The sequence below is a fragment of the Kocuria sp. MNB10 genome, from assembly GCF_054073685.1.
Genome location: NZ_CM133411.1, coordinates 1,784,631 through 1,804,318 on the forward strand (window position 1 = coordinate 1,784,631; position 19,688 = coordinate 1,804,318).

The 19,688-nt window shown below is 69.7% G+C and carries 15 protein-coding genes and 1 tRNA gene; 4 read left to right on the forward strand and 12 right to left on the reverse strand.

Annotated elements, in window-relative coordinates; genetic code table 11:
- Positions 1-31: 31 nt before the first annotated feature.
- Positions 32-1,702 (reverse strand): L-lactate permease, encoded by a 1,671-nt coding sequence (locus ACW9PK_RS08035; RefSeq protein ID WP_085106190.1) that lies wholly within the window; start codon positions 1,700-1,702, stop codon positions 32-34.
- 308 nt (positions 1,703-2,010) lie between these two features.
- Between ACW9PK_RS08035 and ACW9PK_RS08040 the strand changes: the two genes are divergently transcribed.
- Genes ACW9PK_RS08040 through ACW9PK_RS08050 form a run of 3 tightly spaced genes read left to right on the forward strand, consistent with a single transcriptional unit; the run spans position 2,011 to position 5,479 of the window.
- On the forward strand, positions 2,011-2,853 hold the full coding sequence (locus ACW9PK_RS08040; RefSeq protein ID WP_144931716.1) for a (Fe-S)-binding protein: 843 nt from the start codon (positions 2,011-2,013) through the stop codon (positions 2,851-2,853).
- A complete protein-coding gene (locus ACW9PK_RS08045) occupies positions 2,850-4,838 on the forward strand; it encodes a LutB/LldF family L-lactate oxidation iron-sulfur protein (RefSeq protein ID WP_144997299.1) in 1,989 nt (662 codons plus the stop codon). Before ACW9PK_RS08040 ends, ACW9PK_RS08045 begins: the two co-directional genes overlap by 4 nt.
- Entirely contained in the window at positions 4,835-5,479 is a 645-nt protein-coding gene (locus ACW9PK_RS08050; protein WP_144931711.1) for a LutC/YkgG family protein, read from the forward strand. The genes ACW9PK_RS08045 and ACW9PK_RS08050 overlap by 4 nt, the downstream gene beginning before the upstream one ends.
- A gap of 233 nt (positions 5,480-5,712) precedes the next feature.
- Here ACW9PK_RS08050 and moeB read toward each other — a convergent pair whose 3' ends face one another.
- From moeB to thiO, 4 genes are read right to left on the reverse strand one after another with little or no spacing between them, the layout of a single operon-like run.
- Positions 5,713-6,903: a molybdopterin-synthase adenylyltransferase MoeB gene (gene moeB, locus ACW9PK_RS08055; RefSeq protein ID WP_144997301.1), complete on the reverse strand. Its 1,191-nt coding sequence runs from the start codon at positions 6,901-6,903 to the stop codon at positions 5,713-5,715.
- Positions 6,900-7,841, reverse strand: a complete 942-nt coding sequence (locus ACW9PK_RS08060; protein ID WP_457015504.1) for a thiazole synthase — start codon at positions 7,839-7,841, stop codon at positions 6,900-6,902. The genes moeB and ACW9PK_RS08060 overlap by 4 nt, the downstream gene beginning before the upstream one ends.
- A gap of 2 nt (positions 7,842-7,843) precedes the next feature.
- Complete coding sequence (gene thiS / locus ACW9PK_RS08065; RefSeq protein WP_270263398.1) at positions 7,844-8,110, reverse strand: sulfur carrier protein ThiS; 267 nt, start codon at positions 8,108-8,110, stop codon at positions 7,844-7,846.
- Positions 8,107-9,393: a glycine oxidase ThiO gene (thiO, locus tag ACW9PK_RS08070; protein WP_457015505.1), complete on the reverse strand. Its 1,287-nt coding sequence runs from the start codon at positions 9,391-9,393 to the stop codon at positions 8,107-8,109. The genes thiS and thiO overlap by 4 nt, the downstream gene beginning before the upstream one ends.
- Positions 9,394-9,627: 234 nt before the next feature.
- Between thiO and thiE the strand changes: the two genes are divergently transcribed.
- On the forward strand, positions 9,628-10,290 hold the full coding sequence (gene thiE, locus ACW9PK_RS08075; RefSeq protein WP_457015506.1) for a thiamine phosphate synthase: 663 nt from the start codon (positions 9,628-9,630) through the stop codon (positions 10,288-10,290).
- Positions 10,291-10,412: 122 nt separating this feature from the next.
- On the opposite strand, the gene ACW9PK_RS08080 is transcribed toward thiE, so the two are convergent.
- From ACW9PK_RS08080 to ACW9PK_RS08110, 7 genes are all read right to left on the reverse strand, one after another.
- The gene (locus ACW9PK_RS08080; protein WP_457015507.1) at positions 10,413-10,829 is read right to left on the reverse strand and encodes a thiol-disulfide oxidoreductase DCC family protein; all 417 of its coding nucleotides are present in this window, start codon (positions 10,827-10,829) and stop codon (positions 10,413-10,415) included.
- Positions 10,826-11,677 carry a PhzF family phenazine biosynthesis protein gene (locus ACW9PK_RS08085; protein ID WP_193518991.1) on the reverse strand — a complete coding sequence of 284 codons (852 nt, stop codon included), beginning with the start codon at positions 11,675-11,677 and terminating at the stop codon, positions 10,826-10,828. Before ACW9PK_RS08085 ends, ACW9PK_RS08080 begins: the two co-directional genes overlap by 4 nt.
- Before the next feature lie 139 nt (positions 11,678-11,816).
- Entirely contained in the window at positions 11,817-12,881 is a 1,065-nt protein-coding gene (locus ACW9PK_RS08090) for a putative glycoside hydrolase (protein ID WP_457015508.1), read from the reverse strand.
- Entirely contained in the window at positions 12,878-14,602 is a 1,725-nt protein-coding gene (gene pelF, locus ACW9PK_RS08095; protein WP_457015509.1) for a GT4 family glycosyltransferase PelF, read from the reverse strand. Before pelF ends, ACW9PK_RS08090 begins: the two co-directional genes overlap by 4 nt.
- 141 nt (positions 14,603-14,743) lie before the next feature.
- Positions 14,744-16,162, reverse strand: coding sequence for a hypothetical protein (locus tag ACW9PK_RS08100; RefSeq protein ID WP_457015510.1), 1,419 nt, complete (start codon positions 16,160-16,162; stop codon positions 14,744-14,746).
- Positions 16,163-16,618: 456 nt separating this feature from the next.
- A tRNA-Pro gene (locus tag ACW9PK_RS08105) sits at positions 16,619-16,692 on the reverse strand.
- Positions 16,693-16,789: 97 nt separating this feature from the next.
- Entirely contained in the window at positions 16,790-19,687 is a 2,898-nt protein-coding gene (locus tag ACW9PK_RS08110; RefSeq protein ID WP_457015511.1) for an FAD-binding and (Fe-S)-binding domain-containing protein, read from the reverse strand.
- Position 19,688: the final 1 nt, after the last annotated feature.

Sequence of the window (19,688 nt, forward strand, 5' to 3'; positions counted from 1 at the left end):
GCGCCCGGACGGTCTGGTATCTCAGGAGTGCTCAGGCGGCGGGCAGCATCCATGCGAGCACGTTGGACTGCAGGAACACCAGGCAGCACAGCACCAGCAGCATGCCCAGGGACCACGGGACCACGGAGCGGAAGATCTGAGACTCCTTGCCCTGCATGCCCACCGCTGAGGACGCGATGGCCAGTGACTGCGGCGAGATCATCTTGCCCACCACACCGCCGGACGTGTTCGCGGCGGTCATCAGGTACGGATCCAGCCCAGACCCCAGGGCCGCGGTCTTCTGCAGGTTGGCGAACAGTGCGTTGGCGGACGTGTCCGAACCGGTGACCGCGGTGCCCACCCAGCCCAGCACGGGGGAGAAGAACGCGAACGCCGCGCCAAGACCGGCCACGAACGTGCCGATCGCCAGGGTCTGGCCGGAGAAGTTCATCACGTAGGCCAGTGCCAGCACGGACATGATGGTCAGGGCGGAGAAACGCATCTTCCAGAAGCTGCGTCCGATTTCGGCAAGGGCATCCGCGATCGAGAGTCGGAACATCCCGTGGTGGTTGAACAGGGCGTAGATCACGGCCACCAGCAGGCCGGTGATGAGCAGCAGCGTGCCGGGGCTGGAGAGCCACTGGAAAGAGTAGACCGTGCCCGAAATGGCTTCGCCCTTGGCATTGAGCAGGTGCCCGTTCAGGCCGGGCCACGGGATCTTGACGTCCGTGGACGCCAGCGCCTTGGGCACATTGACCCCGGCGGTCCAGAGCTTGGCGACGCCGAAGACGGCCACCACCAGCAGGTAGGGCAGCACTGCCATCCACACGCGCCCGGCCGTGAGCACCGCAGCATCCTCCGGGCGGGAGACGCCCAGGTCCGCGCGCACGGCCTCGGCGCCCTTGGGACGCCAGAAGCGCATGAGGATCACCACACCGGCGAGCCCGGCGAGGGACGCCACCACGTCGGTGAGCTCGTACGAGAAGTGCGTGGCGCACCACCACTGGGCGATCGCGAAGCTGCCGCCCACCACGAGGGCGGCGGGCCAGGCCTGCTTGAGACCGCGGGCGCCGTCGACGATCAGCAGCAGGAAGAAGGGGACCACGAACGCGAAGAACGGGGCCTGGTGACCCACCACGGCACCGATGTGGGCCGGGTCGAGGTCCGTGAGCGTGCCCGCGGTGGTGATGGGGATCGCGATCGCGCCGAAGGCCACGGGGGCGGTGTTGGCGATCAACACCAGCGTGGCCGTCTTGAGAGGCTTGAGCCCAAGGGCCAGGATCATCGTGGCGGTGATCGCCACGGGTGCGCCGAAGCCTGCGAGAGCCTCGAGCAGACCGCCGAAGCAGAACGCGATGAGCATGGCCTGGATGCGCAGGTCACCGCCCCCGATGGTGTCGAAGATGGTGCGCAGGTCCTCGAAACGCCCGGAGAGCACGGTCACCTGGTAGAACCACAGGGCCATGACCACGATCCACACGATCGGGAACAGTCCGTAGACGGCGCCCTGGGTGGCGGTCAGTGCGGCGAGGTGCGCTGGCATGCCGAAGCCCAGGGTGGCCACCAGCAGGGCCACGGCGAGGGACGTGAGACCCGCCACGTAGGCGCTGGCCTTGAAGGCCAGCAGCATCACGAAGAAGGTCAGCAGGGGCAGGCAGCCGACTAGGGCGGACAGCCCGACGCTGCCTCCCACGGCGTCGGTGGCGGCGGTAAAGGTATTCACGCGTTCTCCAAGGGGTGGGGCCGGATCGGAACCGTGGTTCCCGGATCGAGAGTGTGGTCTCGGCGGGGCGGTGTGCGCCACGTCCGGGCAAGTCGTACGATGAGTGGTCAGACCACATTGGTCCTACCGCACAGCGTACATGATGCAGGTCACATGGTGAACACCTCGCGCCCCGCCGCGGAGAGCCCGCGCACGGCCTTTCATGCCTGTCCCATGCCACGCCGTACGTTGTTGTGACCGGGCTCACGGGCGTAGCCTGGTATGGCCACAGAGTATGGACCGGGGCAGACGGTTAGGAGACCACACACATGAAAATCGCGCTCTTCGCCACATGCATTGTGGATGCCATGTATCCCAAGGTGGCGCTGGCCACCGTGCGGATCCTCGAGCGGCTGGGACACGAGGTCGTGTTTCCCCAGGGGCAGGGCTGCTGTTCCCAGATGCACGTCAACAGCGGGTACTTCCAGGACGCTGTGCCGGTGATCCGCAACCACGTGCGCGCGTTCACCAGCGTGGACTACGACGTCGCCGTGGCCCCCTCCGGCTCCTGTGTGGCCTCCCTGGGGCACCAGCAGCCGATGGTTGCGCGCCAGTGCGGCGAGGACGCCCTGGCCGAGGATGCCGCCATGGTGGCCAAGAACACCTACGAGCTCTCCGAGCTGCTCGTGGACGTGCTGGGCGTGACGGACGCCGCCGAGCAGCTCGGCTCCTGGTTCCCGCACCCGGTGACCTACCACCCCTCGTGCCACGGCATGCGTCTGCTGGGACTCGGGGATCGCCAGAAGGACCTCGTGCGTTCCGTAGCGGACATCGAGTTCCATGAGCTACCCGACGCCGAGGAGTGCTGCGGCTTCGGCGGCACGTTCTCCTTCAAGAATCCGGACGTCTCCGGTGCCATGGCGGACGCCAAGCTCAACAACATCCGCAGCTCGGGCGCCTCGCTGTGCACCGGCGGGGATGCCTCGTGCCTGCTGCACCTGGGCGGAGCCGCATCCAAGCGGAACGTGGACGTCCAGACCGTCCACTTCGCGGAAATCCTCGCCTCCACCCGGGCCAACCCGCTGCAGGTAGAGGGCCCCGTTGAACTGTCCATCCCCCAACCCGGCCGTCGCGCGGCGAGCCCGGCCACCACTGCAGGAGCAACTCGATGAGCGTCACGTCCCTCGGCATGCCCGCCGTGCGTCCCGTGCACGGGCAGGGCAACCTGCACGCGCAGGTCGCCTTCCCCAAGGCCGCCAAGAAAGAGCTGCAGAACAAGCAGATGCGCGCCAACATCCGGCACGCCACCCACACCATCCGCGCCAAGCGCGCCGGCGTGGTGGGGGAAGTCCCGGACTGGAGCGAGCTGCGCGACGCCGGCTCCGCCATCAAGGAGACCGTGATGGCGGAGCTGCCCGAGCTGCTCGAGCTGTTCGAGGCGAACGTGACGGCGCGCGGCGGCGTCGTCCACTGGGCCCGGGACGCGGACGAGGCGAACGCCATCGTGACCCGCCTGGTCCAGGAGCAGGACACCACGGACGTGATCAAGGTGAAGTCCATGGCCACCCAGGAGATCGGGCTGGACGAGCACCTCTCCGAGCACGGGATCACCGCCACGGAGACGGACCTCGCCGAGCTCATCGTGCAGCTGGGGCGGGACAAGCCCTCCCACATCCTGGTGCCCGCGATCCACAAGAACCGCGAGGAGATCCGCGAGATCTTCAGCCGCGAGATGCCCGGCGTCACCGAGGAGCTCACGAGCGAGCCCCGAGTGCTCGCGGAGGCAGCGCGGCAGCACCTGCGGGAGAAGTTCCTCACCTCCAAGGTGGCCATCAGCGGCGCGAACTTCGGCATCGCGGACACTGGCACCCTGTCCGTGGTGGAGTCCGAGGGCAACGGGCGCATGTGCCTGACCCTGCCCGAGACCCTGATCACCGTGATGGGCATCGAGAAACTATTGCCCACCTACCAGGACCTCGAGGTGTTCTTCCAGCTCTTGCCGCGCTCCTCCACTGGCGAACGCATGAACCCGTACACCTCCCTGTGGACCGGCGTGACGCCCGGGGACGGCCCCAAGAACTTCCACGTGGTGCTCCTGGACAACGGGCGCTCCGCGGTGCTCGCGGACCCGCAGGGTCGCTCCGCACTGCACTGCATCCGGTGTTCCGCGTGCCTGAACGTGTGCCCCGTGTACGAGCACGCGGGCGGGCACTCCTACGGCTCCACCTACCCCGGTCCCATCGGGGCGATCCTCTCGCCGCAGCTCACGGGCATCACGTCCGAGAAGAATGCCTCCCTGCCGTACGCGTCCTCCCTGTGCGGGGCGTGCTACCAGGTGTGTCCCGTGAAGATCAACATCCCCGAGATCCTCGTGCATCTGCGGGACGAGGACATCCGCACCCAGCACGGGCAACGCGCGGACCACGCCCACCCTGCACCGGTCTCCAAGGACCCGGCGGTGGGCGGGGACGACAACTGGCGCGAGGAGAAGTCCCTGACCGCGGACGAGGGCCGGGGTGGGCAGGACACTGCCCCCCAGAAGGGCACCCTCCAGGAGCTCGGTTCTCGGGCGCGTCGCGCAGGACGCCGCATCCGAGGAGCCGTGCCTTCCCGCGGTGTGCCCACGCAGATGGACGCCATGATGAAGGGCGCTTCCTTCGTGATGTCCTCTGGTCAGCGGATGTCCTTGGCGGAGCGCGGGCTACCCATGGGCCGTGTCATCGCCGGCCGCGACCGCGCCATCGGTTGGCTGCCCGGCATGGTGGGCGGCTGGACCGCCGAGCGCGACATCCCCGAGCCCCCCAAGGAGTCCTTCCGCAACTGGTGGAAGAAGCACGAGGGGGAGACCGGGGAACGACTCGAGCGCGACGGCGTCACTGCGGCGTCGGGAACCGCGCGCACCGGTGCGGGGCCCGCGGAGGACCACCCGGCGTCGTCCGTCGAGGTGGCACCCACCCAGGGCCCGCACGGCGAGTCCAAGGCAGCCCGGACCGAGGAGACCGCGGCCGGCACCGGCCAGGACGCCGCCACCCCGGGTGCCGGCGCGGATGCCGTGGCCGGGGCGTACAGTGCTGCCACGGGCGACCCCCACGAGGACAACATCGCACCCCGCAACGGCCACGCAGGCCGCGGGAACCAGGACGGAGAGCCGGCATGAGCGCCGACGCCAAGACCGAAATCCTCGAGCGGCTCAACGGTGCGCTCGCGGACCACCCGCGGGCACCCCACGTGCCCCGCGACTACCGGCACACCTCGGACCTCGGGCGGGACGAGATCATCGACATGCTCGAGGACCGGTTGCTGGATTACAAGGCCAACGTCTACAGGGAGACCGCGCAGACCGTGGCGCAGCGCGTTGCCACCCAGCTCGGGACCTCCGCGCGCTACGTGATCCCCGAGGGCCTCGACACCGCGTGGTTGCCTGAGGAGACCGCCGCGCGCCGGGCCATCGTGGACCCCAATGACGGTCGCAAGGCCTCCGCGCTGACCGTGCGGGACCTCAACCAGGTGGATGCCGTGGTGACCTCCTCCACGGTCTCGTGCGCGCAGACGGGCACCATCTTCCTGTCCGGGCGCCCGGACGAGGGTCGGCGCGCCATCACCCTGGTGCCGGACCACCACATCTGCATCGTGCCGCTGGAGTCCGTGGTGGAGCTCATCCCGGAGGCCATGGCCCGTGTGGAGCCCACTGCGCCCACCACCATGATCTCGGGGCCCTCGGCCACCTCGGACATCGAGCTCGAACGCGTGGAGGGTGTCCACGGTCCGCGCACGCTGGACGTGATCCTGCTGGGTTGAGGCCGCGCGGTCCTGTCCCGCATACTTGCGAGAAAGGTCCCCGTCGCCCGCGTTACCGCGGTGACGGGGACCTTCGCGTTCACACGTTGCTCACCAGCAGTGATCGCTCACGAGGAGCTGCCGCGCGCTACAAGCGATCAGTCAGTCCGACGGCTATTCACCACGAACCGCTGGACCTCATGGTGACACACACGCGGAAACCGCTCCTTGAGGAGGAGCTGTGATCGAACGGGTCAGTAGCGCGGCAGCGCCGGGTCCACCCGGTCGATCCACGCGAGCACCCCGCCGTCCAGGTGCTTCACGGTGTCCTCCCGCAGGGCGTAGTCCCTGCGCAGTGCCGCGAGGGCCTGGGCGGAACGGGCACCGGCCTTGCAGTGCAGGATCACGGTGCCCTCCGCCTCATCCGGAAGAGCCGTGACACCCCGGTCCAGGACGTCCTGCAGCGGCACGTGCACGGATCCGGGGATGGCCACGAGTTTGCGCTCCCAGTCCTCGCGCACGTCCACGAGCGTGAAGGACGTCTCCCCGAGGGACCGGGCGGTCAGTAGCTCGGCCAGCTCCGGGGCGGTGACGGTCTCGTGGGGGGCGGGAGCGGCGTCGTCGTCGGAGGGCAGACCGCACGCGAGCGCCACCCGTGAGAGATCCGTGACGGGCGGGCGGTGCGGGTCCGGCAGGACCGTGAGCTCGCGCCACGTCTGGGCCAGGGCGTCGTGGATGAGGACCCTGCCGAGCAGGGGACGGCCGATGCCCGTGATGAGTTTGAGCGCCTCGGTGACCATGACCGAGCCGATCGTGGCCGGGAGCATGCCCAGCACACCGCCCTCGGCGCACGAGGGGACCTGGCCCGGCGCGGGCGCTTCCGGGAACAGGTCGCGGTACACGGGGCCGTGACCGGACCAGAACACGGAGACCTGGCCGTCGAAACGCAGGATGGAGCCCCACACCACGGGGATGCCGGTGAGTTCGGCGGCGTCCGAGACCAGGAAGCGTGTGCCGAAGTTGTCTGCGCCGTCCATGATCAGGTCGTAGCCGGAGAAGATCTCCAGGGCGTTGTCGGTGCTCAGCCGCTCGGGATGGCGGTGCACGGTGACCAGGGGGTTGAGCCGGGCCACGGCATCCGCGGCGGAATCGACCTTGGGCCGGCCGATGTCGGCCATCCCATGGACCACCTGGCGTTGCAGGTTGGACACGGATACGACGTCGTCGTCGACCACGCCGATGGTCCCCACCCCGGCGGCCGCGAGGTACTGCAGCGCGGGAGCGCCGAGCCCGCCCGCGCCGATCACCAGGACGCGTGCGTTCTTGAGCCGACGCTGCCCCTCCTCGCCCAGTTGCGGCAACGTGAGGTGGCGTGAATAGCGTTCGAGTTCCTCGCGACTCAGATCGGAGGCGGGGGCCACGAGGGGTGGTAGTGGGGTGCTCATGAAACCTGCGATTCCAGCTGTGGGGTGGTGGATGAAGGCGCGGGCCAGTCCCCGCGGGGCGCGTCGGCGGTGTCGATGCGCCCGGCCATGGGCGAGGACGCCACGGCGTGCGTGCGCCGCGCGATCCGCCCCGCGCCGCGGGCCAGGTGCCCCGCGAGCACGGCGTGCTTCATGGCACTCGCCATGGCCACGGGATCCTGCGCGCGGGTCACGGCGGACGCGAGCAGGACGGCGTCGCACCCGAGTTCCATGGCCAGGGCCGCCTCGGACGCCGTGCCGATCCCGGCATCCAGCACCACGGGCACGGACGCGCGGGACGCGATGAGTTCGATGTTGTGCGGGTTGAGGATCCCCAGACCCGTGCCGATGGGAGCACCGAGGGGCATCACGGCCACGGCCCCGGCGTCCTCGAGTCGCAGCGCGAGCACGGGGTCGTCGGACGTGTACGCGAAGACCTTGAAACCGCGCCGAGCGAGTTTCTCGGTCGCGTCCAGCAGCTCCACACCGTCCGGGAGCAGGGTGTCCTCGTCCGCGATGATTTCGAGCTTGACCCAGTCCGTCTCCAGCGCCTCGCGCCCCAGTTCAGCGGTCAGCAGGGCGTCCCGCGCGGTGTAGCACCCCGCGGTGTTGGGCAGCACCCGGATGTCGTTGCGGCGCAGCAGCCCGTACAGGCTGTCCTGCGGTGTCCCGGTCGACGAGGCCGCTGCGCCACCTCCCGCGCGACCGCTCGCCCGGTAAGCCGTGCCGGATGCTTGCGCGCCCGCTGGCGAGGCGGGGCCGGGCGCGAAGCGGCGCAGGGCCACCGTGGTCAGTTCCGTTCCGGAGGCCAGCAGGGCCCGTTCGAGCATCGCGAAATCGGTGAGGCCCCCGGTGCCCATGATCAGCCGGGACGAGAGCTCCACCCCGGCCACGGTCAGGGGGGTTCCGTGCGTGGTCATGTTCAGCCTCCCTGCACCGCGGTGACGATCTCCACGGATTGACCCGCTTCCACGGGGGTCGTGGCCCACAGGGAGCGGGGGATCACGGCGTCGTCCACCGCCACGGCGATCCCCAGGGGATGGCCGTCCGCGGCGGTGCCCTCGGGGGTGATCTCGCGGCCCGTGAGGTCGCCCACGGCGCTCGCGACCGTCAACCCCGGGGTCACCGCCACGGGGGAGCCGTTCACGACGGCCGTGGAGGAATTGTCAGTGGTCTCGGGCGCGGTCATGCGAGTCCTCCATGCATCTGGGGATAGCTCTCGGGTGTAGTGAACGGGGCCTCGGGGGCGGGGTTCGAGTGCCGGGCCGGGTCGGTGTCCGCGAGGAACGCGGCGTCGGACCCGTGCTCCGTACGCGGGTCCAGGACGCCGGTCACGAGCTCCGCCGCGAGCCGGGACGCCACGGGGGTCAGCAGGATGCCATGGCGGAAGTGACCCGTGCTGATCACGAGCCCGGCCACGGAGGTCTTCCCCACGTAGGGCAGGTCGTCGGAGGTTCCCGGGCGGGCGCGGGCCATCATCTCCAGGACGTCGCAGTCGTCGATCGCGGGCACCACGGCGCGCGCGTCCCGCAGCAGTTGATGCACGCCACCGGCCAGGACGGATTCGCGCCCGTCCTCGCGGCTCGTGGCACCCAGCACCAGGGTGCGGTCCTCGCGGGGGACCATGTACACGGGCCGGCCCAGGACCTGGGCGCGCACCGTGCGCGTGAGCAAATGCGATTCCCCGGGGGCCAGGGCGGTCTCGGGGACCCGCAACCGCAGGATGTCCCCGAACACCGGGCGCAACCGGAGGTCGAGTCCCTCGGGCAGCCCACCCATGGTGTTGGCGGTCAGCCCGGTGGCTACGACCACGGCGTCCGCGGGGATCAGCTCACCGGTGTCCAACTGCACACCCGTGGCCTGCCGGGGTTCCCTGCGGGACGTCAGCACGGTGTCCACGCGGGAGGTCAGCCACTGCGCCGGCCCGGCGTCGGGGACGTCCCCGATGGTCGCCACGTGCGGGCAGTTCAGGGTTTCCACGAGGGCGGACGCGAGCATCCGGGGGTCCACCTGGCGGTCGGAGACGATGCGCACCGCGCCGCTCAACCGCGGGGCGAGGGCCGGTTCCAGGTGCCGGGCCTCGCGCGTGGAGATCTCCTGCGCGTCCATCCCGGAGGCGATTTGGTGGGAGGCGAGGTCGGAGAGGGACTGGGCGTCCGCGGCGTCGGCGGCCACCACGAGCGTCTCCTCGGTGCGGTAACCCGTGGGCAGGCCCGTGGCCGCGGTGACGCGCTCCACGAAGTCCGGGTACTCCGCGGCGGAGGCCCGCATGAGGGGGTAGAGGCGTTCCTGGCCGTATTGGGTCTCAGCGATCGGCGCGAGCATGCCCGCGGCCGCGCGGGTGGCGCCCCACGCCGGGCGGGGATCGACGACGGTCACGGCGGCCCCGCGGCGTCGTAGTTCGAAGGCCGTGGCCAGGCCCACGAGACCAGCTCCGGCCACGACCACGTGGTCACCGAGGTGCTCGGGCATTGTTCCTCCCTCCGGCGGCATGATCCGCATCAGGTGATCCGGTCGGCGGCTCACGCCCTCTCAGCCCGCTGCGGTGGTTGTTGCCAACGTGTGCGGGCTCCCGTGGAGTTCGTCGAACGGCGACGAACGGCCCTGCCAGTCTAATCACCCCTAGCTGTGGAACGCAGGGGGACTTCGCGGCGGGCTGATCGGGCGAGGTGTCCGCGGGCGCGCGGTTCGTGCCACGATGGCCGCATGGGACACACGAGCCAGACGGGTACCGGGCGCCGCGCCGTCCTCGAGAACGCGCGACTCTACGTGTGCGTCACGGCACGCCGCGAGCGCGGTGACCTGCGGGAATTCCTGCACGCCGCGTACGAGGGCGGGGTGGACATCATCCAGTTGCGGGACAAATCCCTCGAGGCCGCCGCGGAGATCGAGGCCATCCAGGTACTCGCGGAGGTCGCGCGGGAGCACGGCAAGCTCTTCGCCGTCAACGACCGTGCGGACGTCGCGCTGCTCCCCGGCGCGGACGTGTTCCACGTGGGCCAGGGCGATCTCACCACCGTGCAGGCGCGGCGAGTCCTGGGCGACGACGTCATCATCGGGCGGTCCTGCCACTCCCCGGCCCAGGTGGACGCCGCCGTGGCCGACGCCGGGCTCGACTACTTCTGCACGGGGCCCGTGTGGGAGACCCCCACCAAACCGGGTCGCGCGGCCGTGGGGCTCGAACTGCCGCGCTACGCCGCCGAGCACGCGGGGGACAAGCCGTTCTTCGCGATCGGCGGGGTCGACGCCGCGCGGTTGCCGTCCGTGCTCGACACGGGTGCTTCGCGCGTCGTGGTGGTGCGCGCCGTGACCGATGCGGAGGACGTCACCGCGGCGGCAAGGGCGCTGCGGGACGCGCTGCCCGGGTGAGCGCCGGCCCCTGAACGCGGTGGAGCGGCGGCGCCGCGGTGGGGCGGCGTCGTGGAGCCGTAACGCTGCGGTGTGGTGGCGCCGCGCGGATAGTGGCGTGCCCGGTGGGCGGAGCGGGACCGCTACGGGGTGCCGCACCGTCCGGGGTGCTGCTGGCACCACGGGGTGACGCCGGGGAACTTCCCCCGGTGATCGGCCACCCACCGGTACACGCGGTCCTGGACCCATCGCACGGGCGGTAACCGGTAGAACCGCTCGAACACCCGGGTGCCCAGGGCGCTGTCCAGGATGACGGCCACCGCGTGCGCCCCCGAGGACCGTTCGTCCGAGCTGTTTCGGACGGCCCAGACCGACGCATTGCCCTGCGCGTCCGTGAGTCCGAACCGCTCCAGTACGCCGGGGACCTGGTAGGCGTGCAGGGCGATCCGGTCATGGCGGTCCAGTGTCCGGGCCCATCCCACGCAGCGCGTGCAGAACCCGCAGTTGCCGTCGAAGACCAGGTGCAGGGACGCGCCCTGCTCGGTGCCCGGGGGTTTCACAGCAGCACCGTCCCGTCGATGCACGCGGTGCAGTGTCCGCCCACGAACACGTGGTCCCCGTCCGACGTCACGGTCACGAGGCCGCTGCGTCCCATGAGGGTGCCCTGTCGGGCGATGTAGTTCGCGGGCGCCCGGTCCGTACGGATGAGCCACTGGGCCAGGCTCGCGTTGAGGCTTCCCGTGACGGGGTCCTCGTACCCGCCGGTCCCACCCACGAAGGCGCGGACCTCGAACTGGTGCGGACTGCTCTGCGGGTGGGGACCCACCACGCCGATCTTGGCGCCGTGGAGAGCGGGAAGGTCGGGCTCGATCGCCAGGACGTCCTCGGCGCCAGCCAGAAGCAGCGCGGCCCAGCCGGGGCCGTTGTCGACCCACTGATGGGCGACGACCTGCTCGTCCCGCAGGCCCAGGGCCGCGGTCACGCCCCCGAGCAGTTCCGGGCCCAGGTCTCCCGTGCGGTCGGTGGGTGGGGCCTCGAAGGTCAGTGCGCCGTCGTCGGACGGGCGGATCCGCACGAGGCCCGCGGCGCATTCCTGGACGATGACGTCCTTGGCACGCGCGGTGTTGCCCGCGGTGAGCCATGCGTGAGCCGAGCCCAGGGTGGGGTGACCGGCGAACGGCAGCTCACGGTCCGGGGTCCAGATGCGCAACCGGTAGTCGGCGTCCGGGTCCGTGGGTGGGAGCACGAACGTGGTCTCGGACAGATTGGTCCAGCGCGCGAAGCGGGCCATGGCGTCGTCGGTGAGATCGGTGCCATCCAGGACGACCGCCACCGGGTTGCCCAGATAGGGCTCCCGGGAGAAGACGTCGACCTGGGTGAACGGGCGCGGACGAGGTATTGGGCTCATGGGGTGATTCCATCACGATGCGCCGACGGGGTGTCATCTCGCGCCCGGGCCTCACACGGCGCGGCCAGAGACAACATGTCCGGCGCATACGCGTGCCGGACGGGCGTCCGGCACGCCATGCCCCGCACCCCCGGTGGGCTCACCCCCGCCGCAGCACCACCCCGCGGCGGGGCTGCAGCACCAGGTGGGACCCCGCCGCCCGACCCCGGACGTCGACCATGCCGCGCGGCACCCGGACGCGGCGGCGTCGTCGGCGGTCGGCGTTGAAGTTCACCGCGGCCCAGCCGTGCGTGAACTCGCGCCACCACGTGTGACCGCGGCGCACGGGGTCCTGCACCGGTGTGCCGAGGTCCCAGTCGAGCTGCGCGGTGTGCTGGGTGCGGCTGTAGTCGTCGTGCGCCGTGGCCGCGTACGCGCCGCGGCCCGCCCCGAAGATCCAGAACGCGGCCAGACCGTACTCGACATTGGGGTGGTCGTCGTCGCCGTCCGTGGGCACCCGCAGGATGCTGATGCCCGGCCCGTCCGCCTGGGGCAGCTGCGCCTCGGTGGTCTCCGGGTCGAACAGGTCCACCGGGCTGAAACCCAGCCACACCTCCTCGAATCCGCCGCCGTAGGCCGCGTGACTCGCCCAGCGGCCGGGCTCGCGCCGCGATTCCGCGATGTTCGGGACCAGGATCTTACCGACCTCGTTCAGAGCCGTGCCCGCGGCATGCACCAATTCGCCCGCGCCGTCGCGGAAATCCGCCATCGTCCGGGCATGACGGATGGGCAGGTCCAGGCCGTAGTAGTCGTCGAACACGTCGTTGTCCGCCATCACGCCGTCGAACGGCGAATCCCGCAGCTCGGCGACGACGTTGCGCACCCAGCGCTCGCGGTACTCGGGCGACCACACGGTCATCTGCCAGTGTCCGCCGTAGCGGGCCCACTCGATGCGTTCACCGTCCAGGCGCCGCGCGAACCACCGGTCCGGGGCCTCTGCGTACGAGACCCCGGAACTGTGGATCGGGCCCGGTTCGTAACTGCGGGTCGAGGACAGGCACTTGTAGCACAGCACCGTCATGTCCGGGCGGCGCCGCTTGAGGTCCGCGGCCGCCGCCGTCTCCCACGGCTGCAGGATCGCCGCCCGGTAGTGCTGCGCGGCGAAGTCGAGCTGCTCGGGGCTGATCGGGCCCCCGTACCGGATCCAGGCGCCGACGCCGCTCACTCGCCCGCGCCCGCCAACGGCGCCTCGAGCGCCGGTTGACGCAGGTCCGAGTACTCGAAGTTGCGCTTCTCACCCATGTTGCCGAGCATCCGGTAGATCTTGTTGTAGGAGGACATGACCTCGTGGAGCTGGAAGAAGTCCTCCACGCGGCCGCGGGCGTTGGTGCTGTAGGAGCGGTAACGATCCACGTTCCCGATCACGGCCTGGACCTTGTCCGCCATGGCCACGATGTCACCGGGTGCGAGCAGTTCACCACACGGTCCCCACGTACGGCCGTCGGGGGTCACCAGGTCGTCGCCCACGAGCTGGCTCATGCCACCCACGTCCGAACCCACCGTGGGGATGCCCGCGGCCATGGCCTCGAGCACCACGATCGGCTGGCCCTCGTTGTAGCTCGGGAGCACCAGGAGGTCGAACTGGTCGAGCATGTCCCGTACGTTCACGGTCCCGTGGATGGTCACGAGGTCGTGGAGGCCCAGGGCCTCGATCTTCTCGAGGCACGCCTCGTAGTACTCGGGCACATGCTCGGTGGGGCCCAGGACGTCCAGGTGGATGTTGGGGTACCCGCGATCCCGCAGGATGTCCATGCTGGAGAGCAGATCCATGAGTCCCTTGATGGGCACCACGCGGGCGATGTACACGAGTCGCCAGGTGTGTTCCTCCGGGGACTGCGCAATGCGCTCCACCGCGGCTTGGCGGGCGTGGTACTTCTCCTCGAACTCCTCGATGATCATGCCGTTGGGCAGCACCACGGACTTGTCCACGTCCGCGCCCAGGCTCGCGGCCTCCGTGATGGCCGTGGGGTAGAGGTAGGTCACGAGCTCGGCGCTCGGGTAGCAGAAGTGCCCGATCTCGATCCACCACGCCATCCACGCCCGGTCCTCGGCACTGACGTCGAACGTGCGGTAGTCCTCGGACGTGATAGACAGCGCCATGTTGCGGTCGAGCAGGGTGTTCACGGTGTCGCGCACGTACAGGTTGTGCTCGGTGAGCAGGAACGACGTGCCGTGATCGCGCGCGGCCGCGGCACCCAGCAGGGACGCGTAGCCGGTCGTGTGCGCGTGGTACACCCGGGCCCGGGGCATGGTCTCGCCCAGGATCGCGTGGGCCAGGGAGAAGAATCCGCGCAGCAACCAGAACGATTCGGACAGGGAGAGCCCGAGCTGCGGCATCCGCTCCGTCAGCGCATGCAGGAACTCGCGGGAGCCCAGGACGGCCCACAGCGGGTACTGCCGGGTGCGTTCATTGAGTCCTTCGTCGATGAGCTCCCACAGTGGCTCGGTGTCCCGGGCACCGGCCAGGGCGTAGATCGCGTCGAAGATCCGGTGGGACAGCACCGTGCGCTGCTCAGCGGTCATGCCCAGATCCTTGGGGCGCACGGACATGAAGTCGTCCCGGTGCTCCTGCATGCTCAGGTAGACCACGCGGACCCATTTCACGTTCTCGGGCATGGAGTAGAGGTCCTCCTGGGGTGCCTCGGAGTCCCAGGAGATGTGGATGATCCCGTAGCTCAGGTCGGGGTTCCCCGTGACGATGTCGTGGACGACCGCCGAGACCCCGCCCTTGAGGAAGGGGTAGGTGGATTCCATGACGATGGCGACGTCCACGTCCTCGTACTGCTTCTGGCGCTGTTGCGCGGCGGGGGACAGACGGGTGGGTTCCGCGACGGCCACGGACTTGGTGGCGCGGTGCTTGGCGTGTGAGCGCGTGAAAGGGTACATGTCAACTATTCCTCACGGGATGAAAGGGTCCGGGGTCGCAATGTGGCGACCAGCAGGGACGTGCAGTGGGGGCCGAGACCGGGCAGGACTGCGCCCGGGCGCGGCGGATGCGCTTGATAGGAAGCGCTTACGTGGACTGCGTTACCAGGACGTGGCGTGGCGCCAGAAGAGGGTGTACTCGGGCTGGGCCCAGTGACGCTTGTACAGTGCCCAGGCACCGGCGACCAGCACCAGGTCCGCGAGCAACAGGAGGGCGTACGCCCCGTTGGTGGAGAACACCGCGAACGCGAGGATGCTCACGACCAGGTGCACCGCACCCAGGGCCTGGGCCGTGATCTTCTCCCCGATGTAGTCCAGTTCGTAGCTCAACAGCGTGAGCATCATGAACGTCCAGGACGCCACGGCCACGGTCACCGCGAGGAGGACGTGGTGGGGCTGCAGTCCGCCCAGCAGCAGCGCGGCCGCCAGGGTCAGCACCATGCCCACCGCGCCGGTGCGCAGGACGGAGCGGTCCACCACGTAGCTGAGCAGCGTGGAGCGGGAGGCCAGCACGGGCAATGTTTCCTTCTCGATGGCCCGGTGCAGTCCGCTGACGGCGCGGTCCACGTGCGGGGCCATGTTGACGAAGTAGAAGTTGTAGGCGAGCACCGCGGGGAGCATGGCCATGAACACCACGATCACCTGGAAGGTCCCGTCCGTGGCCAGGAACAGCACGAACTTGTCCGCCCACAACACCGATCCGAGCAGCAGTCCGCGCAGGGCGTCCGCGGCGAAGTTGCGGTGGTCCAGGCGTTCGAAGACCCGCACGTGGGACAGCTGACGGCCCATTGCCGCGATCTGGGTGGCCGCGGCGACCAGGGGCGGAAGGATCCATACGGTGGGAACCACGGCCAGGGCCAGGGCGTAGGCGCCCCATGCCACGGCCCATAGGCCGCGGCGTTCTCCCACGTTGGCGAGGACCAGGGACTGTACGAACAGCACGTGCGCGCCCAGCAACAGCAGGTAGGCGCCCATGGCCTGCCAGGACCAGCCGGTGGCCAGCCACAGCGGCAGTGCGAACAGCCCGGCGAGCGGGAGGGTCTGCAGGAACATGGCCGGCCACACCTCGCAGAAGCGCCGGGTGATCTTCTGCATGTCCCGCTCGGCCATGAGTTCACCGATCGCGCGGTACGCGGGCATGCACGCGGCCTGCGCGAGCCAGGGCACGGTGATGGAAGAGGCCAGGACCACGTGGGTCAGTTGGACCCCACCCACGGTCGCCTCCGCCATGCGCGGGCTCACGAGCGGGAAGACGATGTTCAGGAAGATCACCGGCGAGAGGTAGAGCAACAGCTCCACCCCGCCGCGGGAGCTCACGGCGGTTTCCGATGCGTGCTCGGTGTCCGCCGGACGGGAGCCACGCAGCACTAGGAACGCGGTGAGCAACACCAGCAGTCCGCCAGCGATGACCAGGACCTCGGCGTGTGAGCCCACGAGTTCGAGCACCACGGGGACCAGCCCCGTGAGCAATAGGGCCACGACGATCGTGGCGGTACGAGTGCGACTGAAAGAATCGTGCACCAAAGTTCTCAGAGCTGTCACAGCTGTCCCCCGGGGATCCTGGCGCTTCCCGTCAGCCCCCGCTGACGAGAATTCCCCCATGCAAATGATGTGAAGGCGATGAGGCCAGTTCCGCTGTCGCCGCAGTGAATATATACAGTTCATGTGTGCACTAGCAAACCAGCAAATGAATTGTGTCTGAACTGGAGGGGCTCGTCGTCAGTGCTTGTCATCGCGGAGTTCACCGGTGCGCCGGGGGCTGGTGACGGATTGCCGGTTAGCTACGCGATCATGACCGGAGTGCATATCGATTTAGACAATGAATGATTATGCATAGGCTTCTCTGTGCCGCTGCCGAGTATCGCCGGGCCGGAACATGTCGCGGGAAGAGGCTCGGAATGGGTTTCCGGGATCCGGGTCCGTGGGGAAATGCAGAACACCCGGACCCACGATTCATGGGTCCGGGTGTTCAGGAGGTCGGGATGACAGGATTTGAACCTGCGACCTCGTCGTCCCGAACGACGCGCGCTACCAAGCTGCGCCACATCCCGATGTCACACGGCAGAGCCGCGAACAACTGCTCCAGCATAGCGGCAGCACGGGAGGAATGTGAAATCCCCGAGTCACCGAAAACGTCCGAGAGCGGTGTCAGCGGCTGACCCGCTCCAGCACTTGCAGGACGTGTTCGTAGGGTTTGCCCGTGGCCTCGGTCATGCCTTGCTCACACGTCCGATTCAAAGATGCATATGCATCAAAGTCTCCGGCCTGTACCTCCGCCGCCTCGGGAGCCGTGGCGGCCGCCGTGAGCTCGGGATGCAGCATGCCGCGGTCGCCCGCGTACCCGCAGCACCCCCACGCGAAAGGAACGGTGGCGTGCTCGGCACATGCGCCAGCCACGCGCAGGAGGTGATCGTTGATCCCCAGTTGCACGGACGAGCACGTGGGGTGCACCGCGAGCGCGCCCACGGGCGAGGACACGGTCAGCCGGTCCAGCACGTTCTCGGCCACGAACTGCACCGCGTCCACGAACCGCAGTCCGGCGTACCGGGGCGAGTTCGCCGCCAGTTCTCGCATGGTGACGAGCCCCTCGGTGCATGAGGAGGCATCACACACCACCGGGAGTGTGCCGTGCTCGGAGGCCTCCCACAGGGTCTCGAGGGTCCGCCGGGACATGGTCTCGTATCCGGAGGGTAGGCCCTTGGACTTCCACGGCGTGCCACAGCACGTGGAGGTGATGCCCTCGGGAACATGTACGTCCACTCCGGCGCGCTCGCACAACATCAGGAACGCCTCGGACACCGACGGTCCCTCCCCGTGCACCGTGCCGAACATGGCCCCGATGCACGCGGGGAAGAACACGGCCCGGGCGCGGTCGGCAGGGACGTTCGCGGGCGCCGTCGTCAATCCGGCACGGGAGCGACCGCCCGCGGGCAGACGAGGGGAATAGCCGGGGACGGTGTCCGTCCCGAGCGCGGCGCGGGCCACCGACGTCGCGCTGACCGGGAGCGCGGCGGGCATCCGCCGGGCCAGGGACAGCGCGAAGGCCGCGCCAGGAACGGTCACGGGCCACGCCCGGGCGAGCCCTGCCCACACGAGGTCCGCCACGGCGGAACGGTTCTCCGCCCGCAGCCGACGCACCAGGTCACCCGTGTTGATGTCCACGGGGCACGCGGTCACGCACATGCCGTCCACCGCGCACGTCTGCAGCCCGTCGTAGTCGAACTCGCGCCGCATCCGACCGGCCAGTTCGTGCTCACCGCGCGCTTCGGCGTCCGCGATCTCGCGGCGCCCCACGATGCGCTGGCGCGGCGTGAGCGTGAGATCCCGGGATGGGCACACCGGCTCGCAGTATCCGCATTCCACGCACCGGTCCACCTCCTCCTCCACGGCCGGCGCGGTCTTGAGATCGCGCAGGTACGCGCGCGGGTCCTCGGTGAGGATCACCCCGGGGTTGAAGCGGTTGCCGGGATCGATCAGGGCCTTCAGCTCCACCATCACCGAGTACAGCTCGTCCCCGTACTGCCGCCGCACGAACGGGGCCATGATCCGCCCGGTCCCGTGCTCGGCCTTGAGCGAGCCCCCGCGGCCGAGGATGAGCTCCACCATCTCCTCGGTGAACTGCTCGTAACGGCGTAGCGAAGCGGGATCATCGAACTGCTCGTTGAGCATGAAGTGGACGTTGCCGTCCTTGGCGTGGCCGAAGATCACCGAGTCCCGGTAGCCGTGGGCGTCGAAGAGTCCGGTGAGCTCCTCGCACGTGCCGCCCAGCTGGTCCACCGGCACCACCACGTCTTCGAGCAGCGCGTTGGTGCCCTGCGGTCGGTTGCCCGCCACGGTGGTGTAGAGCCCCTTGCGCACGGTCCACAGGCTCGCGCGCTCGCGGGGGTCGGTGGTCAGGGCCACCGGCCCGGCCAGCTCGAGCGCATCGAAGGTGGACGCCGCCGCCTCCGCCAGTTCCCGCACACCTGCCGCGGTGTCGTGCTGGTACTCCACGAGCAGTGCGGCCTGCTGGCCCACCGGGATGTCCATGATCGCGGGCGGCGCGAGTCCGGTGCGCTGCGAGACCGCCAGGGACGTGGCGTCCATCAGCTCCAGGGTGGCGCACTGCGAGCCCACCAGGTCCGGAACGGCACTCGTGGCGGCCACCACGGTGGGGAACACCAGCAGGCCGGTGGCCACGTGCGGGTGCACGGGCACGGTGCGCAGGGTCGCGCTCGCCACGAACCCCAGGGTGCCCTCCGAGCCGATCATGAGGTGCTCCAGGATGGCCACGGGGTCCTCGTGGTCCAGGAACGAGTTCAGCCCGTAGCCCATGGTGTTCTTCATGGCGAACAGTCGCTGGATGGTCCGCACGGACTCCGGATTGCCCCGCACGCGGTCCCGCAGCCGGAGCAGGCCCTCGAACAGGTCGGGCTCTCGGGCCCGCAGCTGCTCACCAGCATCCGGGGCGGCGGTGTCCAGCACCGTGCCGGAGGGCAACACGAGCACCATGGACTCCAGGGTGCGGTACGTGTTGAACTCGGTGCCGCACGCCATCCCGGAGGAGTTGTCGGCCACCACTCCGCCCAGCGTGCACGCGGACTCGCTGGCCGGATCCGGGCCCAGCGCCCGCCCGTGCGGAGCCAGCCGCGCATTGACCTGACGCACGGTGACCCCCGGTTGCACGCGCACGCGGGCACCCCGATCCAGGACCTCCACGCTCTTGAAGTGGCGGCGGACGTCCACGAGGATCTGGTCCGTGACGGACTGCCCCGACAGGGACGTGCCGCCCGAGCGCAGGGTCAGGCCAGCGTCCGTGTCCGCGGCCGCGGCGAAGATCCGCCCCACCTCGTGCGTGTCCCGTGGGCGCAGCACCGCGCGGGGCTGCATCAGGTAGTGGGAGGCGTCGTGGGCCACCGCGCGCCGCTCCAGCTCCCCGGTGACGACGACGCCGCTGCCGCACTCCCGTTCGATCCTCGCCACCGCGCGGTCCAGCGGAGAGTCGCTGGGAGCCGGGGCGGCGTCGTCGGGTCGGCGCGTGGGGAGGGGGAGTCGAATCGATGCCATG

Excerpts from the sequence above, each read along its gene's own strand:
- ACW9PK_RS08110 (WP_457015511.1), bottom strand. The coding sequence starts at position 19,687 with ATGGCATCGATTCGACTCCCCCTCCCCACGCGCCGACCCGACGACGCC.
- ACW9PK_RS08045 (WP_144997299.1), top strand. The coding sequence starts at position 2,850 with ATGAGCGTCACGTCCCTCGGCATGCCCGCCGTGCGTCCCGTGCACGGG.
- ACW9PK_RS08050 (WP_144931711.1), top strand. The coding sequence starts at position 4,835 with ATGAGCGCCGACGCCAAGACCGAAATCCTCGAGCGGCTCAACGGTGCG.
- thiO (WP_457015505.1), bottom strand. The coding sequence starts at position 9,393 with ATGCCCGAGCACCTCGGTGACCACGTGGTCGTGGCCGGAGCTGGTCTC.
- thiE (WP_457015506.1), top strand. The coding sequence starts at position 9,628 with ATGGGACACACGAGCCAGACGGGTACCGGGCGCCGCGCCGTCCTCGAG.
- thiS (WP_270263398.1), bottom strand. The coding sequence starts at position 8,110 with ATGACCGCGCCCGAGACCACTGACAATTCCTCCACGGCCGTCGTGAAC.
- pelF (WP_457015509.1), bottom strand. The coding sequence starts at position 14,602 with ATGTACCCTTTCACGCGCTCACACGCCAAGCACCGCGCCACCAAGTCC.
- ACW9PK_RS08060 (WP_457015504.1), bottom strand. The coding sequence starts at position 7,841 with ATGACCACGCACGGAACCCCCCTGACCGTGGCCGGGGTGGAGCTCTCG.
- ACW9PK_RS08040 (WP_144931716.1), top strand. The coding sequence starts at position 2,011 with ATGAAAATCGCGCTCTTCGCCACATGCATTGTGGATGCCATGTATCCC.
- moeB (WP_144997301.1), bottom strand. The coding sequence starts at position 6,903 with ATGAGCACCCCACTACCACCCCTCGTGGCCCCCGCCTCCGATCTGAGT.
- ACW9PK_RS08085 (WP_193518991.1), bottom strand. The coding sequence starts at position 11,677 with ATGAGCCCAATACCTCGTCCGCGCCCGTTCACCCAGGTCGACGTCTTC.